General features: G+C 46.9%; 15 protein-coding genes. 5 read left to right on the top strand and 10 right to left on the bottom strand.

All coding sequences use genetic code 11. The features are described 5' to 3' along the window. Nucleotides 1-221 precede the first annotated feature (221 nt). On the top strand, nucleotides 222-956 hold the full coding sequence (locus ACE5LO_RS14080) for a hypothetical protein (RefSeq protein ID WP_375520658.1): 735 nt from the start codon (nucleotides 222-224) through the stop codon (nucleotides 954-956). 88 nt (nucleotides 957-1,044) lie between these two features. Next, the gene (locus ACE5LO_RS14075; protein ID WP_375520657.1) at nucleotides 1,045-2,331 is read left to right on the top strand and encodes a hypothetical protein; all 1,287 of its coding nucleotides are present in this window, start codon (nucleotides 1,045-1,047) and stop codon (nucleotides 2,329-2,331) included. Nucleotides 2,332-2,478: 147 nt separating this feature from the next. Here ACE5LO_RS14075 and ACE5LO_RS14070 read toward each other — a convergent pair whose 3' ends face one another. After that, entirely contained in the window at nucleotides 2,479-3,654 is a 1,176-nt protein-coding gene (locus ACE5LO_RS14070; RefSeq protein WP_375520656.1) for an IS256 family transposase, read from the bottom strand. A 53-nt stretch (nucleotides 3,655-3,707) separates the two neighbouring features. On the opposite strand from ACE5LO_RS14070, the gene ACE5LO_RS14065 reads away from it, so the two are divergent. Then, nucleotides 3,708-4,172 carry a hypothetical protein gene (locus ACE5LO_RS14065; protein WP_375520655.1) on the top strand — a complete coding sequence of 155 codons (465 nt, stop codon included), beginning with the start codon at nucleotides 3,708-3,710 and terminating at the stop codon, nucleotides 4,170-4,172. A gap of 189 nt (nucleotides 4,173-4,361) precedes the next feature. Next, entirely contained in the window at nucleotides 4,362-4,874 is a 513-nt protein-coding gene (locus ACE5LO_RS14060; RefSeq protein ID WP_375520654.1) for a hypothetical protein, read from the top strand. A 386-nt stretch (nucleotides 4,875-5,260) separates the two neighbouring features. Here the strand turns inward: ACE5LO_RS14060 and ACE5LO_RS14055 are convergent, their stop codons facing one another. From ACE5LO_RS14055 to ACE5LO_RS14025, 7 genes are all read right to left on the bottom strand, one after another. Next, nucleotides 5,261-7,027 carry a glycoside hydrolase family 2 protein gene (locus tag ACE5LO_RS14055; protein ID WP_375520653.1) on the bottom strand — a complete coding sequence of 589 codons (1,767 nt, stop codon included), beginning with the start codon at nucleotides 7,025-7,027 and terminating at the stop codon, nucleotides 5,261-5,263. 334 nt (nucleotides 7,028-7,361) lie between these two features. Beyond that, the gene (locus ACE5LO_RS14050) at nucleotides 7,362-8,180 is read right to left on the bottom strand and encodes a carbohydrate ABC transporter permease (protein ID WP_375520652.1); all 819 of its coding nucleotides are present in this window, start codon (nucleotides 8,178-8,180) and stop codon (nucleotides 7,362-7,364) included. A 16-nt stretch (nucleotides 8,181-8,196) separates the two neighbouring features. Then, nucleotides 8,197-9,081, bottom strand: a complete 885-nt coding sequence (locus ACE5LO_RS14045) for a carbohydrate ABC transporter permease (protein ID WP_375520651.1) — start codon at nucleotides 9,079-9,081, stop codon at nucleotides 8,197-8,199. A gap of 87 nt (nucleotides 9,082-9,168) precedes the next feature. After that, nucleotides 9,169-10,464: an ABC transporter substrate-binding protein gene (locus ACE5LO_RS14040; RefSeq protein ID WP_375520650.1), complete on the bottom strand. Its 1,296-nt coding sequence runs from the start codon at nucleotides 10,462-10,464 to the stop codon at nucleotides 9,169-9,171. A 95-nt stretch (nucleotides 10,465-10,559) separates the two neighbouring features. Next, nucleotides 10,560-11,321 carry a response regulator transcription factor gene (locus ACE5LO_RS14035; RefSeq protein ID WP_375520649.1) on the bottom strand — a complete coding sequence of 254 codons (762 nt, stop codon included), beginning with the start codon at nucleotides 11,319-11,321 and terminating at the stop codon, nucleotides 10,560-10,562. Nucleotides 11,322-11,324: 3 nt separating this feature from the next. Beyond that, the gene (locus ACE5LO_RS14030; protein ID WP_375520648.1) at nucleotides 11,325-13,127 is read right to left on the bottom strand and encodes a cache domain-containing sensor histidine kinase; all 1,803 of its coding nucleotides are present in this window, start codon (nucleotides 13,125-13,127) and stop codon (nucleotides 11,325-11,327) included. A 1-nt stretch (nucleotide 13,128) separates the two neighbouring features. Continuing rightward, nucleotides 13,129-14,436 carry an extracellular solute-binding protein gene (locus tag ACE5LO_RS14025; protein WP_375520647.1) on the bottom strand — a complete coding sequence of 436 codons (1,308 nt, stop codon included), beginning with the start codon at nucleotides 14,434-14,436 and terminating at the stop codon, nucleotides 13,129-13,131. Between the two features lie 206 nt (nucleotides 14,437-14,642). On the opposite strand from ACE5LO_RS14025, the gene ACE5LO_RS14020 reads away from it, so the two are divergent. Then, on the top strand, nucleotides 14,643-16,043 hold the full coding sequence (locus ACE5LO_RS14020; RefSeq protein WP_375520646.1) for a family 43 glycosylhydrolase: 1,401 nt from the start codon (nucleotides 14,643-14,645) through the stop codon (nucleotides 16,041-16,043). 79 nt (nucleotides 16,044-16,122) lie between these two features. On the opposite strand, the gene ACE5LO_RS14015 is transcribed toward ACE5LO_RS14020, so the two are convergent. Continuing rightward, nucleotides 16,123-17,223, bottom strand: a complete 1,101-nt coding sequence (locus ACE5LO_RS14015; RefSeq protein ID WP_375520645.1) for a GerAB/ArcD/ProY family transporter — start codon at nucleotides 17,221-17,223, stop codon at nucleotides 16,123-16,125. A gap of 22 nt (nucleotides 17,224-17,245) precedes the next feature. Then, a complete protein-coding gene (locus tag ACE5LO_RS14010) occupies nucleotides 17,246-18,448 on the bottom strand; it encodes a Ger(x)C family spore germination protein (RefSeq protein WP_375520644.1) in 1,203 nt (400 codons plus the stop codon). Nucleotides 18,449-18,455 lie beyond the last annotated feature (7 nt).

Genomic DNA, 18,455 nt, shown 5'->3' with positions numbered 1-18,455 from the left:
CTTCCGGTTCGTTTGTAGGGGTACAAACATTTTACCGGGTTGACGGCTCTTTTTCTACCATTTAGTGGTTAATCAACAGGCCTGTTTTTCCACCTATGATTACGAATTCATCCTCCAAATTTTTCAAAAAAATTCCATAAAGTCCTTGTTTTGTGTTTGATAATGTTATATAGTTTGTTTTGTAATAAAAAAATCTAGAAAAGGAAATGGAGGAGTATGATTTGAAATTAAAACAAGCTCTAACATCATCTTTCTTGGTATTACCTTTACTTGTTGGAAGTGTTAACTATGTTAACGCTGAGGAGGCTAGTGTCAAAGAAAAAGGGTTTATCGTTGAAATCGACAAAAACCAGTTAGAAGATCAACTTCAATATGTTAATCAAAAAATTCAAACGGTGACTGATCCAGAGAAGCTGGAAAATTTGGAGAAGTCGAAAGCATTGTTAGAAGAACAGTTGTCGAAAACTGAAACACAGGAAAATAGTGGTGGATTTTCTACGCAAGCCTTAAACAAGGACCATTGGTTCGCGTCTGAAGGAGCCCATGACTATAACTCTAATAGAAGTTCCCATGAACCTGATCATGTAGCAAGTATTGAGGTTACTTTAGATGATGTGAATTCAGGATTCGATTGGAGTGGCGAAAGTCGTTCAGATTGGTATGGTGAAAATCCGGAAAAAGCCTATTCATTAAAGAATACATTAACTTTTTCAGCAAACGGTATAGCTATTTCGGGAAGTCTGAGTGGGATAAGCTTCTCAGGTGCTGCTTCTGGTAGTAGTACAGTAACTGCTTCTGGTTCTAACGCTATTGCTGCACGAAATCTATTCGATGCATTTAGTTCAGGAAGTACAATTAAAGCAGTATTCGCGTCTTCTTCGGCATTGATTAAAACTAGTGGATCCGCAACCGACAGCACTTCAGCTCAGATTACATACTACGATCCTGGTTATTAATTGAGATTATATTAAATAGGATAAGTATCGTCATAAGACGATACTTATCCTATTTTTAAAGATTTAGTATAGGGAGGGGTAGGGAAGTTTGTGGAAACATATTTTAATCTATCTTCTTATCTTCTTAATGGTCGGGTGTAGCCAAACATTTACTGAGAACAAGATCAATAAAGATAATAATAACTGGACTTCTAATACTGAACTATTATTATCATTAAATCAAAAAGAAAATGGATATTATGGGGATTTTCATGACAACATAAAATTTAATCCTAACATATATGAAACCTTTTATTTATTGAGGATTAAAGAAATATTAGATATACGTGAAGACTCATTTTTGGATGCCAACAAAAATTATTTAAAAAACTACAACTATTCCGACAGTGATCTTCAGGAATTAGCACATTTATATAAAGTGTCCGTGCTGCTTGATAGTTCTCCAGATAATCTGGACAATTTTCTCAGAAATAAAATAGATTCGAAAATAAAAACTTTAAAAGCTTATAAAAACCTAGATGCCATTATTATCAATGATATTTACTTTTTGTCGAGTGTAAATGCATTAATTTCTGAGCAGCAGAGGATTGAACTCGACCAAACATTATCAAAAATATCAAATGATATTCAAAATAGTAATGACACTAAAATACTGAGAGTCCTCTATCCTTTGAGTATTTTGACAGAGGACGACGTAATCCCTTTAAGAGAAGGTATTGATAGGGAAATCAGCGGAAGATTAAAAGTACTACTCAACAAAGAAAAAAATGACTTTTGGGAAATTTTCCAGTTAGTTTATTTATTGAGAAATACAAGTGAAATTGAAAAAATGAAGGTTCAACTTATTACTAAACTAGAAAGTAAATCAATACTGATTAGTGATATGAGTAATATGCAGCTGCTATACCTATTAGAGCTTTTCAATATGTTAGATAAAAATGAGCTTAACAATAAACAAGAGATAATAGAAGTGAGAATGAGAAATTGCCAAGTTTTATCAGGTGGCTATAGAGAGCTTGTTAAAGAGATTTTACCAACCGAATTTACTTATTTCGGAATATATATATATAATTCACTTGATGCTTCTTCTACGAAGAAAGATGAAATCTTAACAACACTATTTAAAGAACTTATAGGTAATGTTAAATCAACCCCTTCAAATATAAATTGGCGACATGTTTATTCCTATATTCAATTATCTGATAATGAAAATAATATAAATATATTAGGAAAAGGGCTTATTGAACTTACACCAGACAATCTAAATGTAGATGATATCTCCATCGATCAGAAATATTATTTTTTTAAAACAATGAAGTTCTATAATTTAGAGATACAAGTAGATAAGTTAGCAGAATTTCAAAAAGAATGGTAGCGTCAAGAGTTTTGTGTAATTATTTTTAGGGTTTTGAAGTAGGGTATCCATTGGGACAATGGATATCATTGGTTTTCAAGCTTCAGGGGGGATCCCCCCTGAAAATTTTACCTTTCATTTCCAGTTATCAAGGGCGACGGCATCAGCTCAGGTCTGGGGATACTTTTCGTCAAACATGTTTTTGAGCGCTTGCTGGGTTTTGGCATCCGCGAATCCGCGTAGCACCCGGCTGCTCCAGCGTTCGTTATAGGAGAGGGCCTCCAAATACATGATTTTCTCCGCCGCATCCATGTTCGTCAAACTGTTCATCGGCCGCAGCCGCTTGCGGATTTCCTTGTTTGTTCGCTCGATGGGGTTCGAGGTGTAAATGGCATAGTGGATCATCGGCGGGAAATCGTAAAAGCAAAGGAGAACCGACAACTCATTCTCCCACGACGCCAATTCCTTCGGATAGATTTTGCCCCACTTGGCTTGTACAAGGTCGGAGTTAGCCATGGCGACATCGCGATCCAAAGCGCTATAAATCGTTTTCATGTCCGTCACGAAATCCGCTTTGTCCTTATCGCGGATTTTCGGTAGCGTGTTGCGCATCTTATGAGTGATGCAGCGCTGAACGCCAGCCTGTGGATACGTTTCCCGGAAGGCCTCCTCCAGTCCCGCTAAGCCATCGAACACGCCCAGCAACACCTCGTGCACGCCACGTGTGTAAAGGTCTCGCAGGACATCCCGCCACCCGTTGGCGCTTTCTTTGCCGCCAATGCTGAAGCTCAGGATCTCACGGTGTCCGGCCTCATCGACCCCCATGGCAATATAGATGACTTCGCTGGCGACGGACTGACGCTTGAGCTTCACGTACATCCCGTCCAGATAGATGACCGCATAACGCTTGGCCAGCGGTCGTGCCTGCCAGGCCGCAACGTCTTCCAGCACCGTGTTCGTGATGTTGCTTACGGTCGTCGGCGAGTACTGGGCACCGAACATTTTTTCAATGAACGTGGCGATGTCTCTTGTGCTCATCCCGCCCTTGTACATGTGAATGACCGTGTCCTCTAGCCAAGCTTCCCGACGCTGGTAGGGCTCGAACAATTCCGTATGAAAGTGGCCTTGACGATCCCGCGGCACTTGTAGATCCGGGATTACCCCGTGCCGGGTTTCCCAGCTCCTGCTGTAATATCCGTTGCGGCTGTTTCCCTCTTCCGCGTGCTCTACCTGTAAGTAATTTTTAATCTCCTCCTTCAAAAGAGTTTCAATTTTTTCTTTTAGAAAACTTTGCATGGTATTTTCGAGCTGTTCTGCGAACGAGTTTTGTTGTATAGTTGTCATTGAGTAGGGTTCCTCCTTGGTGACTTTGACAATCCCAAGCATACCCTACTCTTTTGTCATTTGATAGACTAACCCGTCCTTACACAACTTATTTTACGCCATCAAAAGAATTGATAGAACTGTTAAAGACAGAGCAATTAAATGATCATTATACTCATTTCTATTTTTATAGTGACTTGGTTCAAAGCGAAATTATTCAACCTGATGAAAAGATAAATAACGAAATCTCCAAAGAAATTAACAAAACAAAAGTGAATAATTACTTTTTTGTAAAAGATAACTATGAGAATCTGTTGAGTACTTTTTTCATTATAAGCATTGATACTAATCTTGGATTGGGCCTAATAAAACTCGACGAAAAAAATATGGTGGATATTACAAGAGAGTTAAGAAATTATATGAACAATTATGGAGGTTTTGCTTTAATAAAAGATGAAGATTCAGATTTATTTGCAACCATGATAGGATTGATGCTGCAAGATAGATTAGCTGGTAAAACTCCACCTGTTCTTTTTTAATTGAAGGAGGAATTACATTGAGAAGATACAAAGTATTTATAGCAATTATTGCGATTCTATTCCCTTTTATTTTTGCGTACTATACACCATTAAACAATTTACAAGCACTCTTAATTAGTTCGATTATGGTAATAATCTATTTTTCTTACGAAAAATTCAGGCAGATGATGCAGAGGCAGTGATTTATTTATGAATAATCAAAAATCATGGGTAAGAAGAGTGCTAATTATTTCTGTTGTAATCAACGTTATATTCGGTAGTATATTGATTAGACAATATACTATAGGAAAGCAAGCCGTTGAATTACATGTCAATATGACCCACGAACACTTATTGGACATATTGTCCATATTAAATCGATCAGAGTGGTCACAATCACCTCTAACGCTACAAGAGCTAAAAAATGAAATGGTGCTGTTATCTACAGTATCAAGAATGGGTAACAATTATGTCTTTTTTACTGGTGGTGTTTATTCTTCATTAAGCACCAAGTTAGGTGAGCTTGGATATTTTATGGCTCCATATCCCGATATGATAGATAGATTACAGATAAATAACACTTCAAAAAACGACGAAATTGAAGAGCTTAACAAATTAAAAGATAAATTAGAAAATGCAAGAATTCAAGATGCTGTGATTAATTGGGTAAATAAGGAATCTATAGTGATTTATATGCGAGTTATTGATTCAATTATAAGTTAAATATAAGTCCAGTATATACTGGACTTATTAGATTTCAGACAAACTTCTTTATTCCGAACGAAACTCTAAGTTGTCTTATTTTTGTGGATTCATGCAAGCATAAATGATCATCACCTGCATGGATCCCTTCCTTAGTTCTCGCAGGATGCTTCGCATCTTCAGTTAGCCTGCCCAGATATGGCATCTTATTCGATTGGTCGTAAATGAAACTTAAGTCAATGCCATTTTTTTGTAACCGTTCTTACTCAATATCTTTTACACCCCAATTACCATTTTCTTTACCTGGCTATTCAACATAACAGCCAATGCTGGCTGATTTTCAATTAACGGAAGCAATGTGATGGCTTACATGGCCAAACCAACGCTTAATATCCCTGACAGGATCTCTATTGCTCCTCATTGCACACAATTTTACGAATATCAGCCAGCGGCACCTTCGGTATCCGGTCATAGGTCAGCAGGCCGTTGATTTCCTGCTCCACATCCGTCAGCTGCGTGTAGCAAAAACCCTCTATCACCGGGGATACGTACATGGGCCGGATTACAGCCTGCAGCCGTTGCAGATAATCCTCGTCGTTCTTTGCGCCGGAATACCCCCAGCCGTCCCAATCGCTTTTCTTATAGGCAATGCCGCCAAACTCCGTAATCATGATCGGCTGCCCTTCATATCCGGCTCCACCCACAAAGATACGTCTTCTGCCTGGCAAACCGCTTACCGCGCTCTCTGCCGTAGCATAGCGCTCTGTCAGCAATTCTTCTCTCCATTCGTAATCATGGATCGCCACAATATCTGTCTTCATCATTTCCCAGCCGTCGTTGTAAATGACAGGCCGGGTCGCATCGAGTGATTTGGTCAAATGATACATCGTCAATCCATGCTGCTGCTGCCGTTCATCCACCTGGGCATTGGGAATACCCCAGCTTTCGTTGAGCGGAACCCACACGATAATGGAAGGATGATTGTAGTCGCGCTCGATGATTTCCTGCCACTCCTTCGTAAATTTGCGAACATACTCTTCCGAATAATTATAGGCGTTAGCCGCCTCGCCCCAGACGAGCAGCCCTTTCCGGTCGCACCAGTACAGGAAGCGCGGGTCCTCAGTTTTCTGATGCTTGCGCACGCCGTTGAAGCCCATCTCCTGCGTCAACTCAATATCGCGTTGGAGCGCTTCATCGGAAGGCGCAGTTAAAATTCCATCCGGGAAATACCCCTGATCCAGCACCAGTCTCAGGAAATATGGCCGGTTGTTGAGATGAAGCTGCTCATTTTCAACCGTAACCTTGCGCATGCCGAAATAGGAGATCACGGTATCGGTAACTTCCTGCCCATCCAGCAGTTCAAAAGTAGTGTCATACAAATTCGGCTTCTCCGGGGTCCACCAGCGGCCCAGTCCGTGATCATTAAAGTCATGCAGGCCGATGGTGCGCACCTCTTCCGGATGGCGAACCGTGAATTCCTCCTCGGATACGGCCTCACCTGCAAAGGAAATGGTCATGCGCACCCTCACCTTGCGCTTTACGGCGGCTGCCGAATAAAACATACGGATTTGGATGTCGTTGCGGTCGATATCCGGCGTAAATTTCACTCTGTGCAGGCGGGCTTCGTCCACCGGCTCAAGCCAAACAGTCTGCCAGATACCTGTGGTGCGTGTATAGAAAATGCTTGCCGAATCCTGCTTCCAGTATTGTTTTCCCCGCGGCAGCGTCACATCCCGGCTGAAATCCTCGGCTCGTACTACAATCGTATTCTCTCCGTCTATCAGTAAATCCGTGATGTCTGCCTCAAAAGGAGTATGCCCTCCCTCATGGGACACGGCCCAGCGGCCGTTTACCCATACCGAAGCGGAATAATCCACAGCGCCAAAATGCAGCAGGATACGCTTGGACTTCCATTCCACGGGCAGCGTCAACTGCTTGCGGTACCATACCAGGTCGTGAAAGTCCGGATCTCCGATCCCGCTCAGCTTGCTTTGAAAAGCAAAAGGAACCTGAATTTTTTTATCGAAAACTGAACCTGCTTCCGGCTCATACCACCGCTCACGATCTCCCTGCCGCTGGTCATCAAACGCAAACTCCCACTCCCCATTCAGATTTAACCACTCTTTTCGTGCGAATTGCGGACGCGGATATTCCGGTCTTGGCTGGGTATTCATTGGCATCTCCTCTTTCCATGTGAATTTTTACATGTGAAATCTTATAGTGATGATGGCTCAACCCGAAAATTGGTGCTTGACGACTAGCCCTTGGAACGAGGAATCGTCGTCGTTTTCGCTAACGGACCAGAGCGCTCTTATTTGCTCCAAAAGGTGGATTTCAATGTCCTAACGGACTGGGGAGATCTTATTTACCCGAAAACAGCCTGAAAAATGTGTTTAAATACTAAATAAAGGCTATGGGGTCCGTTAACATTCTAGAAACACTTGATTTCACCGAAATAGCGGCATTACAGTCCGTTAGGATGACCACTTGCATCGTCTGGGCTAATCGCTACATCTCTTTGCCGCCGGTAAAAGCAATGCCCTTAATAATCTGCTTTTGAAAAATAAGGAAAACGACCAGCACCGGAATGGCGGCCAGGGCATTCGCTGTCATCGGCAGGGCGTACTGCTGCACGTAAGAGCTCTGGAACATCGGCAGTCCGAGCGTAATCGTCATATACGCTTTGTCCGATATAGAAATGAGCGGCCACACAAAATCGTTCCAGGCGCCAATAAACGTGAAGATACCAAGGGCGGCGAGGGCTGGCCTGGATAGAGGCAGAAAGATGCTGTACCAGATTTTGAAGAACCCGGCACCGTCCATACGTGCAGCCTCCTCCAGATCCTTGGGCAGCCCGTCAAAAAACTGCTTCAGAATAAAAATCCCCATCGGTCCCGCAACGGCTGGCAGCACCAGTGATGTACGCGTACCCAGCAGCCCGAAATCACGCATGAGCAAATAAAGGGGAATAAGTGTGGCTTCCGCCGGAATCATCATGCCTGACAGGAACAGAAGGAACAACAGCTTGCTGCCCGGAAAGCGGATGCGTGAAAAGGCATAAGCCGCCATAGATGAAAACAGCAGCACCAGCACCGTCGTGACCGTAGAAACAATGATGCTGTTGCCCATCCAGCCGAAAATGGGCGCAAGACTCAGCACTTTTTTATAGTTATCCCATGTAAAATGCAGCGTACCGCCTCCGAAAAAATTCTGACCCTCTGGCGTAAACGACAGCAGCAGCATCCACACGATCGGCACCAGAAACAGGACAGCCAACAGCAGGGCAAGCACACGGATAAAAACATAATACAACCGGTCCATCGTCATTATTCCTCTCTCCTTCCTAGCGGTCCAATCTGCGCAACAGCAGAGTCTGCAGCAGTGAAATGACCAGAATCACGATCATCAGTACGAAGGCAATGGCTGAGGCATACCCCATCTCAAACGTCTGAAAACCGTTCTCGTAAATGGAGAACACCACCGTTTTGGTTGCCCCGGCCGGTCCGCCGCCCGTGATGAGCTTTGATTGGCCGAAAATTTTGAAGGAAGCGATCGTCTGCAGCACAATGACCAGCACGATGACCTTGGACAGGGACGGAAACGTAATGTACCGGAACGTCCGCCAGCGGGAGGCTCCTTCGATCTGACTCGCTTCATAATAGGAGGTTGGGATATCCTGCAGCCCGGCGAGAAAGAGGACAAACACAAAACCGACGGTCCACCAAAGGGTAGCCAAAATAATGGACACCCACGCAAGCTGTGGATCTGAAATCCAGTAAATATCAGCGCTAATGATACGCAACGCTTTAAGCACCTGATTCAGCAAACCGCTGTAAGGCTGCAAAAAAATGACCCAGATGCTGGAGATGACGGATACGGACAGCACATACGGCATGAATACCGATATCCGCAGAAACGATTGCCCCCGTCTCACCTGATGAACCAGCACAGCCGCCAGCAGCCCCGCTCCGCTGATCAGCGGCACACTGATGATTGTAAACAGGATGGTATTCAGGAGATTGCTGCGAAATTCCTCATCTATTAACAAATTGGTGTAATTCTCCAGCCCGATAAAGGCTTTATCCCCCAGCAGGGACCAGTCATAGAAGCTGATGCGCAAGCCAAACAAAATGGGAAACAGTGAAAATACCAAAAAAAACAGCGTATAAGGGAGCACCATCAGAAGCCCTGCCGCCCAGCCTTGCCTTTCAAGCGATTTTACACGCATGATGTCTTAATCTCCTTTCCGGTAAATTTGCATCAAGAGGAGAAGAAACAGGCCGGATCCTTGTCGGTTCCGGATCCGGCTTCATCGTCAGTTACCTGTTGTTTTGTTGATGACTTCGTCCGCTTTTTGCAAGGTGGTGGCAGGGTCCTTCTGACCCATCATCATTTTTTCAAATTCCTTGACGACATTGTCATTCACCTGACCCTGCTTTTCATGGCGCGGCCAGTATTTGACGAAATCGGCGGATTCCGCGTAATCGCTGCGGTAGTCCATCGCTTTGAATGCTTCGGAATCCAGCACCTTCGTAACACTCGGAATATGCCCTGCTTTGGCCCACATTTCCCCGTTCTGGGCGAGCCAGTTGGCAAATACAAGCGCCGCTTTCTGCTTCGCCGGATCTTCCTTGCTGTGCTTCGGCAGTGCCAGCGTGTGCGAATCGCCCCATGTCGCAGGCTGGTCATAAATTTGCGGCATCGGCACGACCCCGAAATCAAGTCCTTCAATATTCTCGAAAGAGCCTGTGCTCCAGACACCGGTAATCAATACGGCCGCTTTTTGATCCTGGAACATTTTCACCGCATCGTTGATGTTTGGCGGAATCAGCTTGGAGGTATACAGGCTGTTGACATATTCCAAGGCTTGCAGCGCCTGCGGATTATTCAATTCCGCTTTGCCGTTCGCATCATAGAACTTACCTCCGCCTGTCAGCTGGTTGTAGAAGCCCCAGAACATCCAGTAGGAGTCAATACGCACATTCGGCTGGGCCAGAGGTGCGACATCTGCCGGAACAGCATCTTTAATGGCAGTCAGGAATTGGGTGAAGCCCTCGGGCGATGGATCATATACCGGCTTGCCGTCCTTCAGGACACCAGCTTGCTCAAGATATTTTTTGTTGTAGTACATGACAATGGCATGTGTATCCAGCGGGATGGAATAATGCTTGCCGTCATAAATGGTGGATTCCAGAATGGTCGGATTGAAGTCGTCCCAATTGACGCCTGCTTCCGGCGCGAGGCCGTCGAGTTCGGTCATATAACCGGAAGGCACGTACTGCGGCATTCTGGAGGAATGCAGGACAGCCAGATCCGGCCCCTGGTCGGAAGCGAGCGCAGTCTGCAGCTTCGTATAATAGTCCTCCGAACGGTTGCTCAGCTGTTCAACCTTAACATCAGTGCTTTCCGCATTGAACTTCTCGATCATCGCGGTCATGAATTCACCGTCACCGCCGCTGAATGGCGTCCAGAAGGTGATTTTGGTTTTTTCTCCGCTGTTTCCTTCACCGGCGCCTTCGGGCGCAGTGCTGCTCTCAGCGGCACAGGCGGATAAGATCAGCATACAAGACAAAAGAAACGCGGACAGTTTGATGATTTTTGTCTTTCTCATCAGTAGACCTCCTTGTTGGTTGCGTTTACATGTATAGCTTAAAGGAAGGAGGCCCACACGCCCATGACGCTTCTTTTGAACCTGTAGACATATATTTAGACCATACTTTGCTTCTGCATCTCTTCACGGAACTGCTTGGGCGTGCGCCCGGTCTCTGTCTTGAATACACGATTGAAGTGGCGGAGATTCGCAAATCCGGTCCTTTCGGCAATAAGAACGATCTTCTCGCTGGTATGTACGAGCCTACGGCAGGCCTCGCGGATGCGCCTGCGGGTCAGCACTTCCACAAACGAGCAGCCGAGCCGGGCCTTGAACAAGCTACTCAAGTATGAGGCATTCAAATAGACCATGTCGGCCATCATGCTGAGCGTAACAGGCTCGGCGTAATGGGCTTCGATGTACGCCACTACCTTGTCAACGGCGTGTGTGACATGGTCTCTCCCCTGCTCGTGCAGAATGGCAGGCAGGGGAAGCTGCCGGCTTTGCTGCCACTCATCCAGCATCCGTTCCAGGGTCTGATACAGCTCATCCTTGTTGATCGGCTTCAGCAGATAATCCCGTACTCCTGTCCGGATGGAAGTCTGTACATATTTGAAATCATTATAACCGCTGAGCACAATACACTTCGTATCCGGGGCTTTCTCAGCGAGCGCGGACTGCAGCTCCAATCCATCCATCCGCGGCATGCGGATGTCGGTAATGACCAGGTCGGGCCGCAGCCGCTGCACCTGTTCCAAAGCCTCAAGCCCGTCACGGGCTTCCCCCACCACTTCCCAGTCCAGGTCAAAGCCCTTGACCAGATGGGTAATTCCTTTACGGAAGATGGATTCGTCGTCGACAATCACCATGGTTGGCATATGTTATTCCCCTCTCGGTAACTTGTTTTCCGTCGCTCCTGACGGGAGGTTCACCTTTACCACCATCCCCTCGCCCAGTGAACTTTCCAGCTGAAGTCCGTATCCGGCTCCATAACGGAGCACCAGACGACGGTGGACATTCACGAGACCGTGCCCTCCCGGGGACCCGGGAATGATGCCTTCCTCCATGTTGCTCATCTGCTGCTCAAGCTGTTCTCCAGCTATTCCTGGCCCGTTGTCGGTGATTTCAATACAGATGCCTATGCCGAGCTTGCGGCCGTTCACCTCAATATGCACATCACCACGCCCCTTTTCCAGCCCGTGAATAATGGAATTTTCCACGATCGGCTGTAAGGTAAGGCGAACAATCCTCGCATCCAGCAGCTCAGGCTCCACATTCAGCTGGTATGTAAGTCTGTCTTCAAAGCGGATTTGCTGGATTTCCAGATATCCTTGAATATGCTCAAGCTCCTGCCGCAGCAGGACCTCGCTGTTGCCGCCATTCATGCTGTAACGCAGCAATGCGCTCAAATGATTCGTCATCTGCACGACCTCCCGGTTATGCTGCAGCTCCGCGTACAGGCTGATGGAACCGAGCGTATTGTACAGAAAATGCGGGTTAATCTGGCTCTGCAGGGCGGCAATTTCGGCATTTTTCTCTCTGATTTCCGTTTCATACAGCCTGTAGGTTAATGTCTCAAGCCTGGACACCATCACATTGAAGGTGCGGCTGAGATGGCCGACCTCATCCCAGGACACGACCGGAATGGCTGCGTCAAACTCTCCGCGCTCCACCTTCTTCATAGAGCTGCTCAGCAGACGCAAGGGGCGTGTGATCCGCAATGATATCCAGACCGATACAACGGCTCCCAGCATGAGACAGAACAGGCCAAGCCCTATCGTCTTGTTTTTCATAACGATCGTATCTTTGAGCAGTACGGACAGCGGAACAGCCTGAATCACGGTCCAATCCGTCACCGGCGACGTATAATAGGTCAGCAGATCGGCATCCGCACCTTTTCCTATTGTCACGGTGCCCTCTCCACGGTAGCTGCTGGCTTCCCGCTCATTTCTGGCTGAGGCGGAAGAGCCGCTGTAATATACGTCCTGCCCGGTCTGGTCAACGATCCATAACAGGTTGCTTCCTTGCTGTGACAGGCTCGCGATGCGCTGGGTCAGGGACGCAAGGGGCACATCGATCACAAAGTAGCCGAGAATTTCTCCAGTCTCCAGGCTGGAAATTCTCCGGACCACCGAAAACACCTCATAGGTCGCTCCAGAGTAAGAATGAAGGGTATGCGGGCCTCTGAAAAAGGCTTTCCCACTCTGCGCTGCATGAAGAAGCATGTCCTTGTCATCAACATCCGTAATAAACCGGCCGGGGCTGTCTTCCATTTCCCTGTACGAAGGGCCGCGATAGTTGTACAAGGTGATACCTGCCACATCCACACGGCCGTTCGCCATCGTTTTACGCATGAATCCGCTGACCCTCTGCTTCTCCTCATAGCTTAACACCTGCCCGCCCTCTCTACGCTGCTCAAGATAGGCCATAATTTCGGGAGACTGATAAGGCGTCGCGGATAACAGGTTCAGTTCGTTCATATATACATCAATGTTGGCCGTCAGGCCTCGTACAACGTCCGCTTGGTATTTGCCGACATTTCGCTGCATGGATTGGGAAAAATCCTTATAACCCATGATGGAAGTAATCGTCAAAGCCAGAGTAATCAGGAGGACGTTGACGGCGATCAGCTTGGCGGCAAGTCTTTTGGTCATCAGTTGCCGCATCCACGCTCTTATTGTCATATCACTCCCCCAGAATGCTGTCGATCAGCGGTTCCAGACGTTTCAGCATGTCATCGGCAGTCTGTTTGCCATGCCAAATCTTCTCCAGTTCGGAAACCAGCGCATCGTTGATTTCCCCCTGCTTCGAATGGCTTGGGAAAAACCGTACATCCTCTTCCGCACCGGCATAATCCGAACGATAAGGCAGCGCCTTAAAAGCTGCGGAATTCAGCGCGTTCCGCTCAGCCGGAATGTGGCCCGCCTGTGCCCACACCTGCCCCTGATCGGCCAGCCATTCCGCAAAACGGACGGCAGCCTCTACCTTGGCCGGATCTGTATCGCTATGGGATGGAAAGGCCAGGGTATGGGCATCTCCCCAGGTACCGGGCCTGTCATAGATTTGCGGCAGGGGCATGACGCCGAAATCCAGGTCATCCAGCTTTTCGAAAGAACCGATGGACCATGTTCCTGACCATAATACGGCCGCTTTGCCGCTGATAAAACGGCTGCCAGCATCGGAAATATCCGGCGGAATTAGCTGGCTTTCATACAGAGATGCTACAAAGTTCAAGGATTGGGCCACAGCTGCCATGTTCACCCGGGCTTTGTGCCCGTCTGCACTATATAAACCGCCGCCGCCGTCCATCTGCGAATACAGCGACCACCATAACCAAAGTGAATCAATCCGCACATCGGGTACGGCGAGCGGGGCAACATCCGGCGGAATACGGTCCCGCAGAGCAGTCAGAAATTGCATGAACCCGTCTTCTCCCGGCTCCATCATCACTTTTCCATCTTGCAGCAGTCCGGCTGCTGCAAGCCATTTTTTGTTGTAGTATAAAACGGTAAAGTGGGTATCAAGAGGTATGGCATAATGGCGTTCCCCGATCACCGTCCGCTCCACGATATCCGGATTATATTGCTCCCACGGGATATGCGCCCCGGCATCCGTTACGTCGATGGGTGTCAGAAATCCTGCCGGCACGTATTGCGCGAATTTGGAGGCATGCACCACTGCGACGTCGGGACCCTCCTCGGTGACGATGGCCGTGGACAGCTTGATGTAATAATCATCTGATTTGTTATTTTTCATCACGACCTTAATCCCATCTTTATTTTCCTTGTTGTAGCGCTGGACGAGTTCATTCATATAAGAGCTGTCCCCCCCGCTGAACGGAGTCCAGAACTCGATGGTAACCGAACTGGCAGACTTCTCTTCTCCATCGGTCTTCTCAACGGGGGTGTTCGCGCATCCTGCGGCCAACCCTGCACAGATGGATGCGATGAAAACAACTGCGATCTTTACAACGACTACCCGATAAAATTGCATGCGCTTACATCCTTTCTGGCAATCCTTTTCGCTGCGCACCTTTAATGTACTCTCTCTTCTTTCTTCTGTAAACGAATGCTGCTGCCATGCCAGTCACATCCAAAAAAATGTCCCACAGCTTCAAAAAATATGACCTTTTTATAAAAATCCATTTAGGATAGCTTTAATTTGTAAACGCTTCATATTCCAAGTAAGGAGTGAATGTTATGCGTAAACAGAAATCAAAATGGACTGGAGGATTGCTGCTGATGCTGCTGTTAAGTTGGGGGCTGGCCGGACATGCGGGTGCGGCATCCGTGCAGCAGGATTTTTACAACGTGGTGATTCAGGACGGGGCTGACCCATGGGCCTACAAGCATACGGACGGGTACTACTACTTTACCAAAACGACCGGCAACAACGTCACGATCTGGAAATCACGGACATTATCCGGGCTGGATGCGGGTGAATCCGTAAGCATTGAAACAGGGGGCCAAAATATTTGGGCTCCGGAAATTCATTACCTGAACGGTGCCTGGTATATCTACTACGCCAAGGATGACGGGGACAACGCCAATCATCGCATGTATGTGCTGGAGAACACCTCCCAGAACCCGCTGCAGGGAACCTGGCAAGACCGCGGACAAGTGACAGACAACACCAATAAATGGGCGATTGACGGCACAGTCCTGCAGGTGGGCAACCAGCTTTATTTCATTTGGTCAGGCTGGGAAGGCAATGTAAATGTCAGCCAAAAGCTGTATATTGCGCGCATGAGCAATCCGTGGACGATCGTCTCCGACCGTGTAGAAATTTCAACTCCGGAGTACACGTGGGAAACCAATCATAATCCGCATGTCAATGAAGGGCCGCAGGTGGTGATTCGCGGCAATATCATCAACCTGATTTATTCCGCAAGCGGCAGCTGGACCAATGATTACTGCCTTGGCCTGATCACGGCGGATATCAATGCCGACCTGCTGCAAAGCTCGTCCTGGCATAAACGCAGCGAGCCTATCTTCAAATCAGCGAACGGAATCTACGGACCCGGCCACGCTTCCTTTACAACTTCTCCGGACGGAACCGGGGATTGGATCGTGTATCATAACGCGAAAAATAATCAGTCAGGCTGGAACCGGGAAATCCGCATACAGCCATTTACATGGAATGCCGACAATACGCCGAATCTGGGCAGCCCGCTGGCTCCGAACAGCAAAATCCCTGTTCCTTCCGGGGAGCCTGAACGCATCCGCATCGAAGGAGAAGAAGGACAGTTTGGTGGCGTAGCTTACGCATCGGGGAGTCCAAACGGCTCAGGGGGTATGAAGGCAGGCCATATCGATACGGCAGACAGCTTTGTGGAATACAGCATCGACATTGCTTCCGCTGGAGAGTATATTTTATCCGCCCGCACGGCAAATGGAACGACGGATCTTGCCTGGTCCACCCTGATGATCAGTGTGAACGGATCGGATCCCGCTCCCTTCTATATTACCAATAAAGGATGGGAAAACTGGGGGCTCTCCACCAAACGTGTTCACCTGCAAGCAGGGGAAAACGTAGTGCGGTTTACAAAAGGTAACGGGTACGGAGAAATTGATCTAATCGATGTGTTCCCTGCCGACTGACATCCTCAACCTGCAACTCTGTCAATGATCATCATATTAGGGGGGCACATGAGCCCCCTTTTGTATGTTAACCAGCCCATCAATGGGAGGATTTAATACGCTTGTTCTTACGGATTAACAGAGTAAAGAAAAGCAGCAGCGGCAGCACGATTTGAAATATCGGCCAAATTTTTTCCAAAGCCACATGAAGGCCGATCCAAAGAAACTCCGTAAATGCTGGCGACAGAAAAGTCAACAAATATATGGCTGCACCAACAACGATGACCCATACTTTGTACTTGATTACAGTAATTCTGGACATCCCTATAACAGCACCTATATAAAAAGCTGCAGATTTGATCCCTAATCCCAGAAATAAAATCATGGCAAACAGTGGATCAGCTCTCTCAATAATCTTCTCCACCTTGGTCAGCTGAGTAACTTCAAATAACGGATAGACCGTGTTTGAGGCAAGCTCGGGACCTAAAACGAGGATGCATAATTGATTGACCCCAGTCAAAAAGATGGCAGTCAGCCAATACGTAAACATGACGCTTTTATTCAGCTTCCTGGGCTGGGAAACCCATTTAAAAAAAACCAGAAATAACACGGTTTCCCCAAACGGAAACGAAATAATTTCCGGAACTGCGGCCTCCCACACCGGCTTCAAACCATTTTCCAGAACAGGCAGCATAAATTGCAGGTGAACAAGCCCTGTGAATGAAATGATCAAGAGCAGTATGACATAACCGAGTACGATCATATAAAACAGGACCGAAACCGTCAGAAACCATGCTCTTGGACCCAGATGAATACTATCCGCCATGACCAGCACGGCTAACAAAGTTACACAGGCTTCAGGGGTTTGATTCAGCAATGTCAAAGTCGCCAAATCGCCAATATCACGCAAATTGCGGGAAGCTTCGTATGTAAAATAGAAAACAAAAGCGAGGGCGACGACACTGCCGAGCCATTTCCCCATATATTTTCTACATAGTTCAAACAAATCATTTTGGGAATCCAGGCGAACGATCCCCAAGTACAACAAAAGCAATAGAAAACCACCGGCGGCTCCTATAAGCATAGCTAACCATGCATCCTGTTTTGCTTTAGCGCCGAGCAAAAATAGTGTAGTGCTGCCAATCTCAAATGCCGCCAATGTAAACGCAAGCTGAGACAATCCTGTTGTCGCTTTTTTCATTCCGTTTGACTCCTCCGAAGAACTATTTTTGCAGCAATCCCGGAAGACGTATTAATGCTTCAACTTGCACCTCAATGTCCATTTTTCTGAATTCAGCTGGCCAATTGTGCTTCATGTTTTTCCAGTTCTCCGGGAATTTTCTGTGTATGATATCACCAAAGCCTGCGGCATCTACGCCGAGCCTCTGAGTTCCTTTCCAGCCCTCCTCAATGATTTTTTCAATCTCTTTTTCAATTTGTTCTTCCAGCTTTTCAATTTCTTCAGGTTTAGACAGGTCCTTTTTACAACCGCTTTCGACCAAACTCCCGTCCACCTTGACCTTGATCTGCATCGTGTAATGGTATCCGGTATATTTTGGGATCAACTTAGTATGTGAACGGTTGATCCTCAACGAAGATAGTTGTGTTTTCTTATGTTCATCTTCACATGGAAAAGATAATTCCGTACTTTGTATTTTGTCGGTAATCCACGAAAGCCCCTGACTTTCCTTACGATTAAGGAAGCCGACAAAACGCCCTTCTTGAAACACCGCTAATTTGGACAATGCAACTTTCAACGCTGTCGAAGTTTTCTTCGCTGCATCCAGCGACTCCAGCTCCTTTTGATTTTTTTCGCTCTTTTCGCCTATTAGGGCAGCTACGGGCATACCGACTCCTTTGCCATCCGAATGCAAGCTTAGCGAAAAATCATACACAGAGGTGGAGGGGAAGATCGAGACGCGTTTGTTCTCATTATTGATAAGCTCGGCATAAGCAGCCCCTGCCAGCTTTTCCGGTGGAGCCAGCTTCTTTAATATTTCGGAAGCACGCCCCTCTGTGAACAGCATCAGAACAGTTTCCCTTGCTTCGCTGTTTCGGTAATAATAATCTATGAGTTGATCCAGTCCCTTCTCTGCTGCTTTTTTTCCGATGAAGATGACCCTGTTGTGCGCAACATAAATACGACGTGAAGTCTCCAGGTTGCTTATATTTAGTCCCTGATGTATCGTTTTTGCTCTTACCGTATGCACATGTGAAGCCGCCTGAGCTGCATTTCCCATGCCACCGCCTGTACCACTTGCCATGGCAGAGGGGACGATGAATTGATAAGTGATCTCCCATTGGCCGTCCCGGTAGTCTAACCCGGTAGCTACAGTAACCCACAGCTCATTCAGTTCTACGCGGTTCCAGCAGCCGGACAGAAGCATGATGATTACAAGCATAGTTACAAGTTTGACTGTTCGCATAGGTATT

Source organism: Paenibacillus medicaginis (genome assembly GCF_042138635.1).
Classification (GTDB): Bacteria; Bacillota; Bacilli; order Paenibacillales; family Paenibacillaceae; genus Paenibacillus; species Paenibacillus medicaginis.
Note: the sequence above shows the minus strand (reverse complement) of the source record. Positions and strands in the feature narration are given on the sequence as shown.

Coding starts and splice junctions, on each gene's coding strand:
- ACE5LO_RS14070 (WP_375520656.1), bottom strand. CDS start 3,654: ATGACAACTATACAACAAAACTCGTTCGCAGAACAGCTCGAAAATACC.
- ACE5LO_RS14060 (WP_375520654.1), top strand. CDS start 4,362: ATGAATAATCAAAAATCATGGGTAAGAAGAGTGCTAATTATTTCTGTT.
- ACE5LO_RS14055 (WP_375520653.1), bottom strand. CDS start 7,027: ATGAATACCCAGCCAAGACCGGAATATCCGCGTCCGCAATTCGCACGA.
- ACE5LO_RS14050 (WP_375520652.1), bottom strand. CDS start 8,180: ATGACGATGGACCGGTTGTATTATGTTTTTATCCGTGTGCTTGCCCTG.
- ACE5LO_RS14045 (WP_375520651.1), bottom strand. CDS start 9,081: ATGCGTGTAAAATCGCTTGAAAGGCAAGGCTGGGCGGCAGGGCTTCTG.
- ACE5LO_RS14040 (WP_375520650.1), bottom strand. CDS start 10,464: ATGAGAAAGACAAAAATCATCAAACTGTCCGCGTTTCTTTTGTCTTGT.
- ACE5LO_RS14035 (WP_375520649.1), bottom strand. CDS start 11,321: ATGCCAACCATGGTGATTGTCGACGACGAATCCATCTTCCGTAAAGGA.
- ACE5LO_RS14030 (WP_375520648.1), bottom strand. CDS start 13,127: ATGACAATAAGAGCGTGGATGCGGCAACTGATGACCAAAAGACTTGCC.
- ACE5LO_RS14025 (WP_375520647.1), bottom strand. CDS start 14,436: ATGCAATTTTATCGGGTAGTCGTTGTAAAGATCGCAGTTGTTTTCATC.
- ACE5LO_RS14020 (WP_375520646.1), top strand. CDS start 14,643: ATGCGTAAACAGAAATCAAAATGGACTGGAGGATTGCTGCTGATGCTG.
- ACE5LO_RS14015 (WP_375520645.1), bottom strand. CDS start 17,223: ATGAAAAAAGCGACAACAGGATTGTCTCAGCTTGCGTTTACATTGGCG.
- ACE5LO_RS14010 (WP_375520644.1), bottom strand. CDS start 18,448: ATGCGAACAGTCAAACTTGTAACTATGCTTGTAATCATCATGCTTCTG.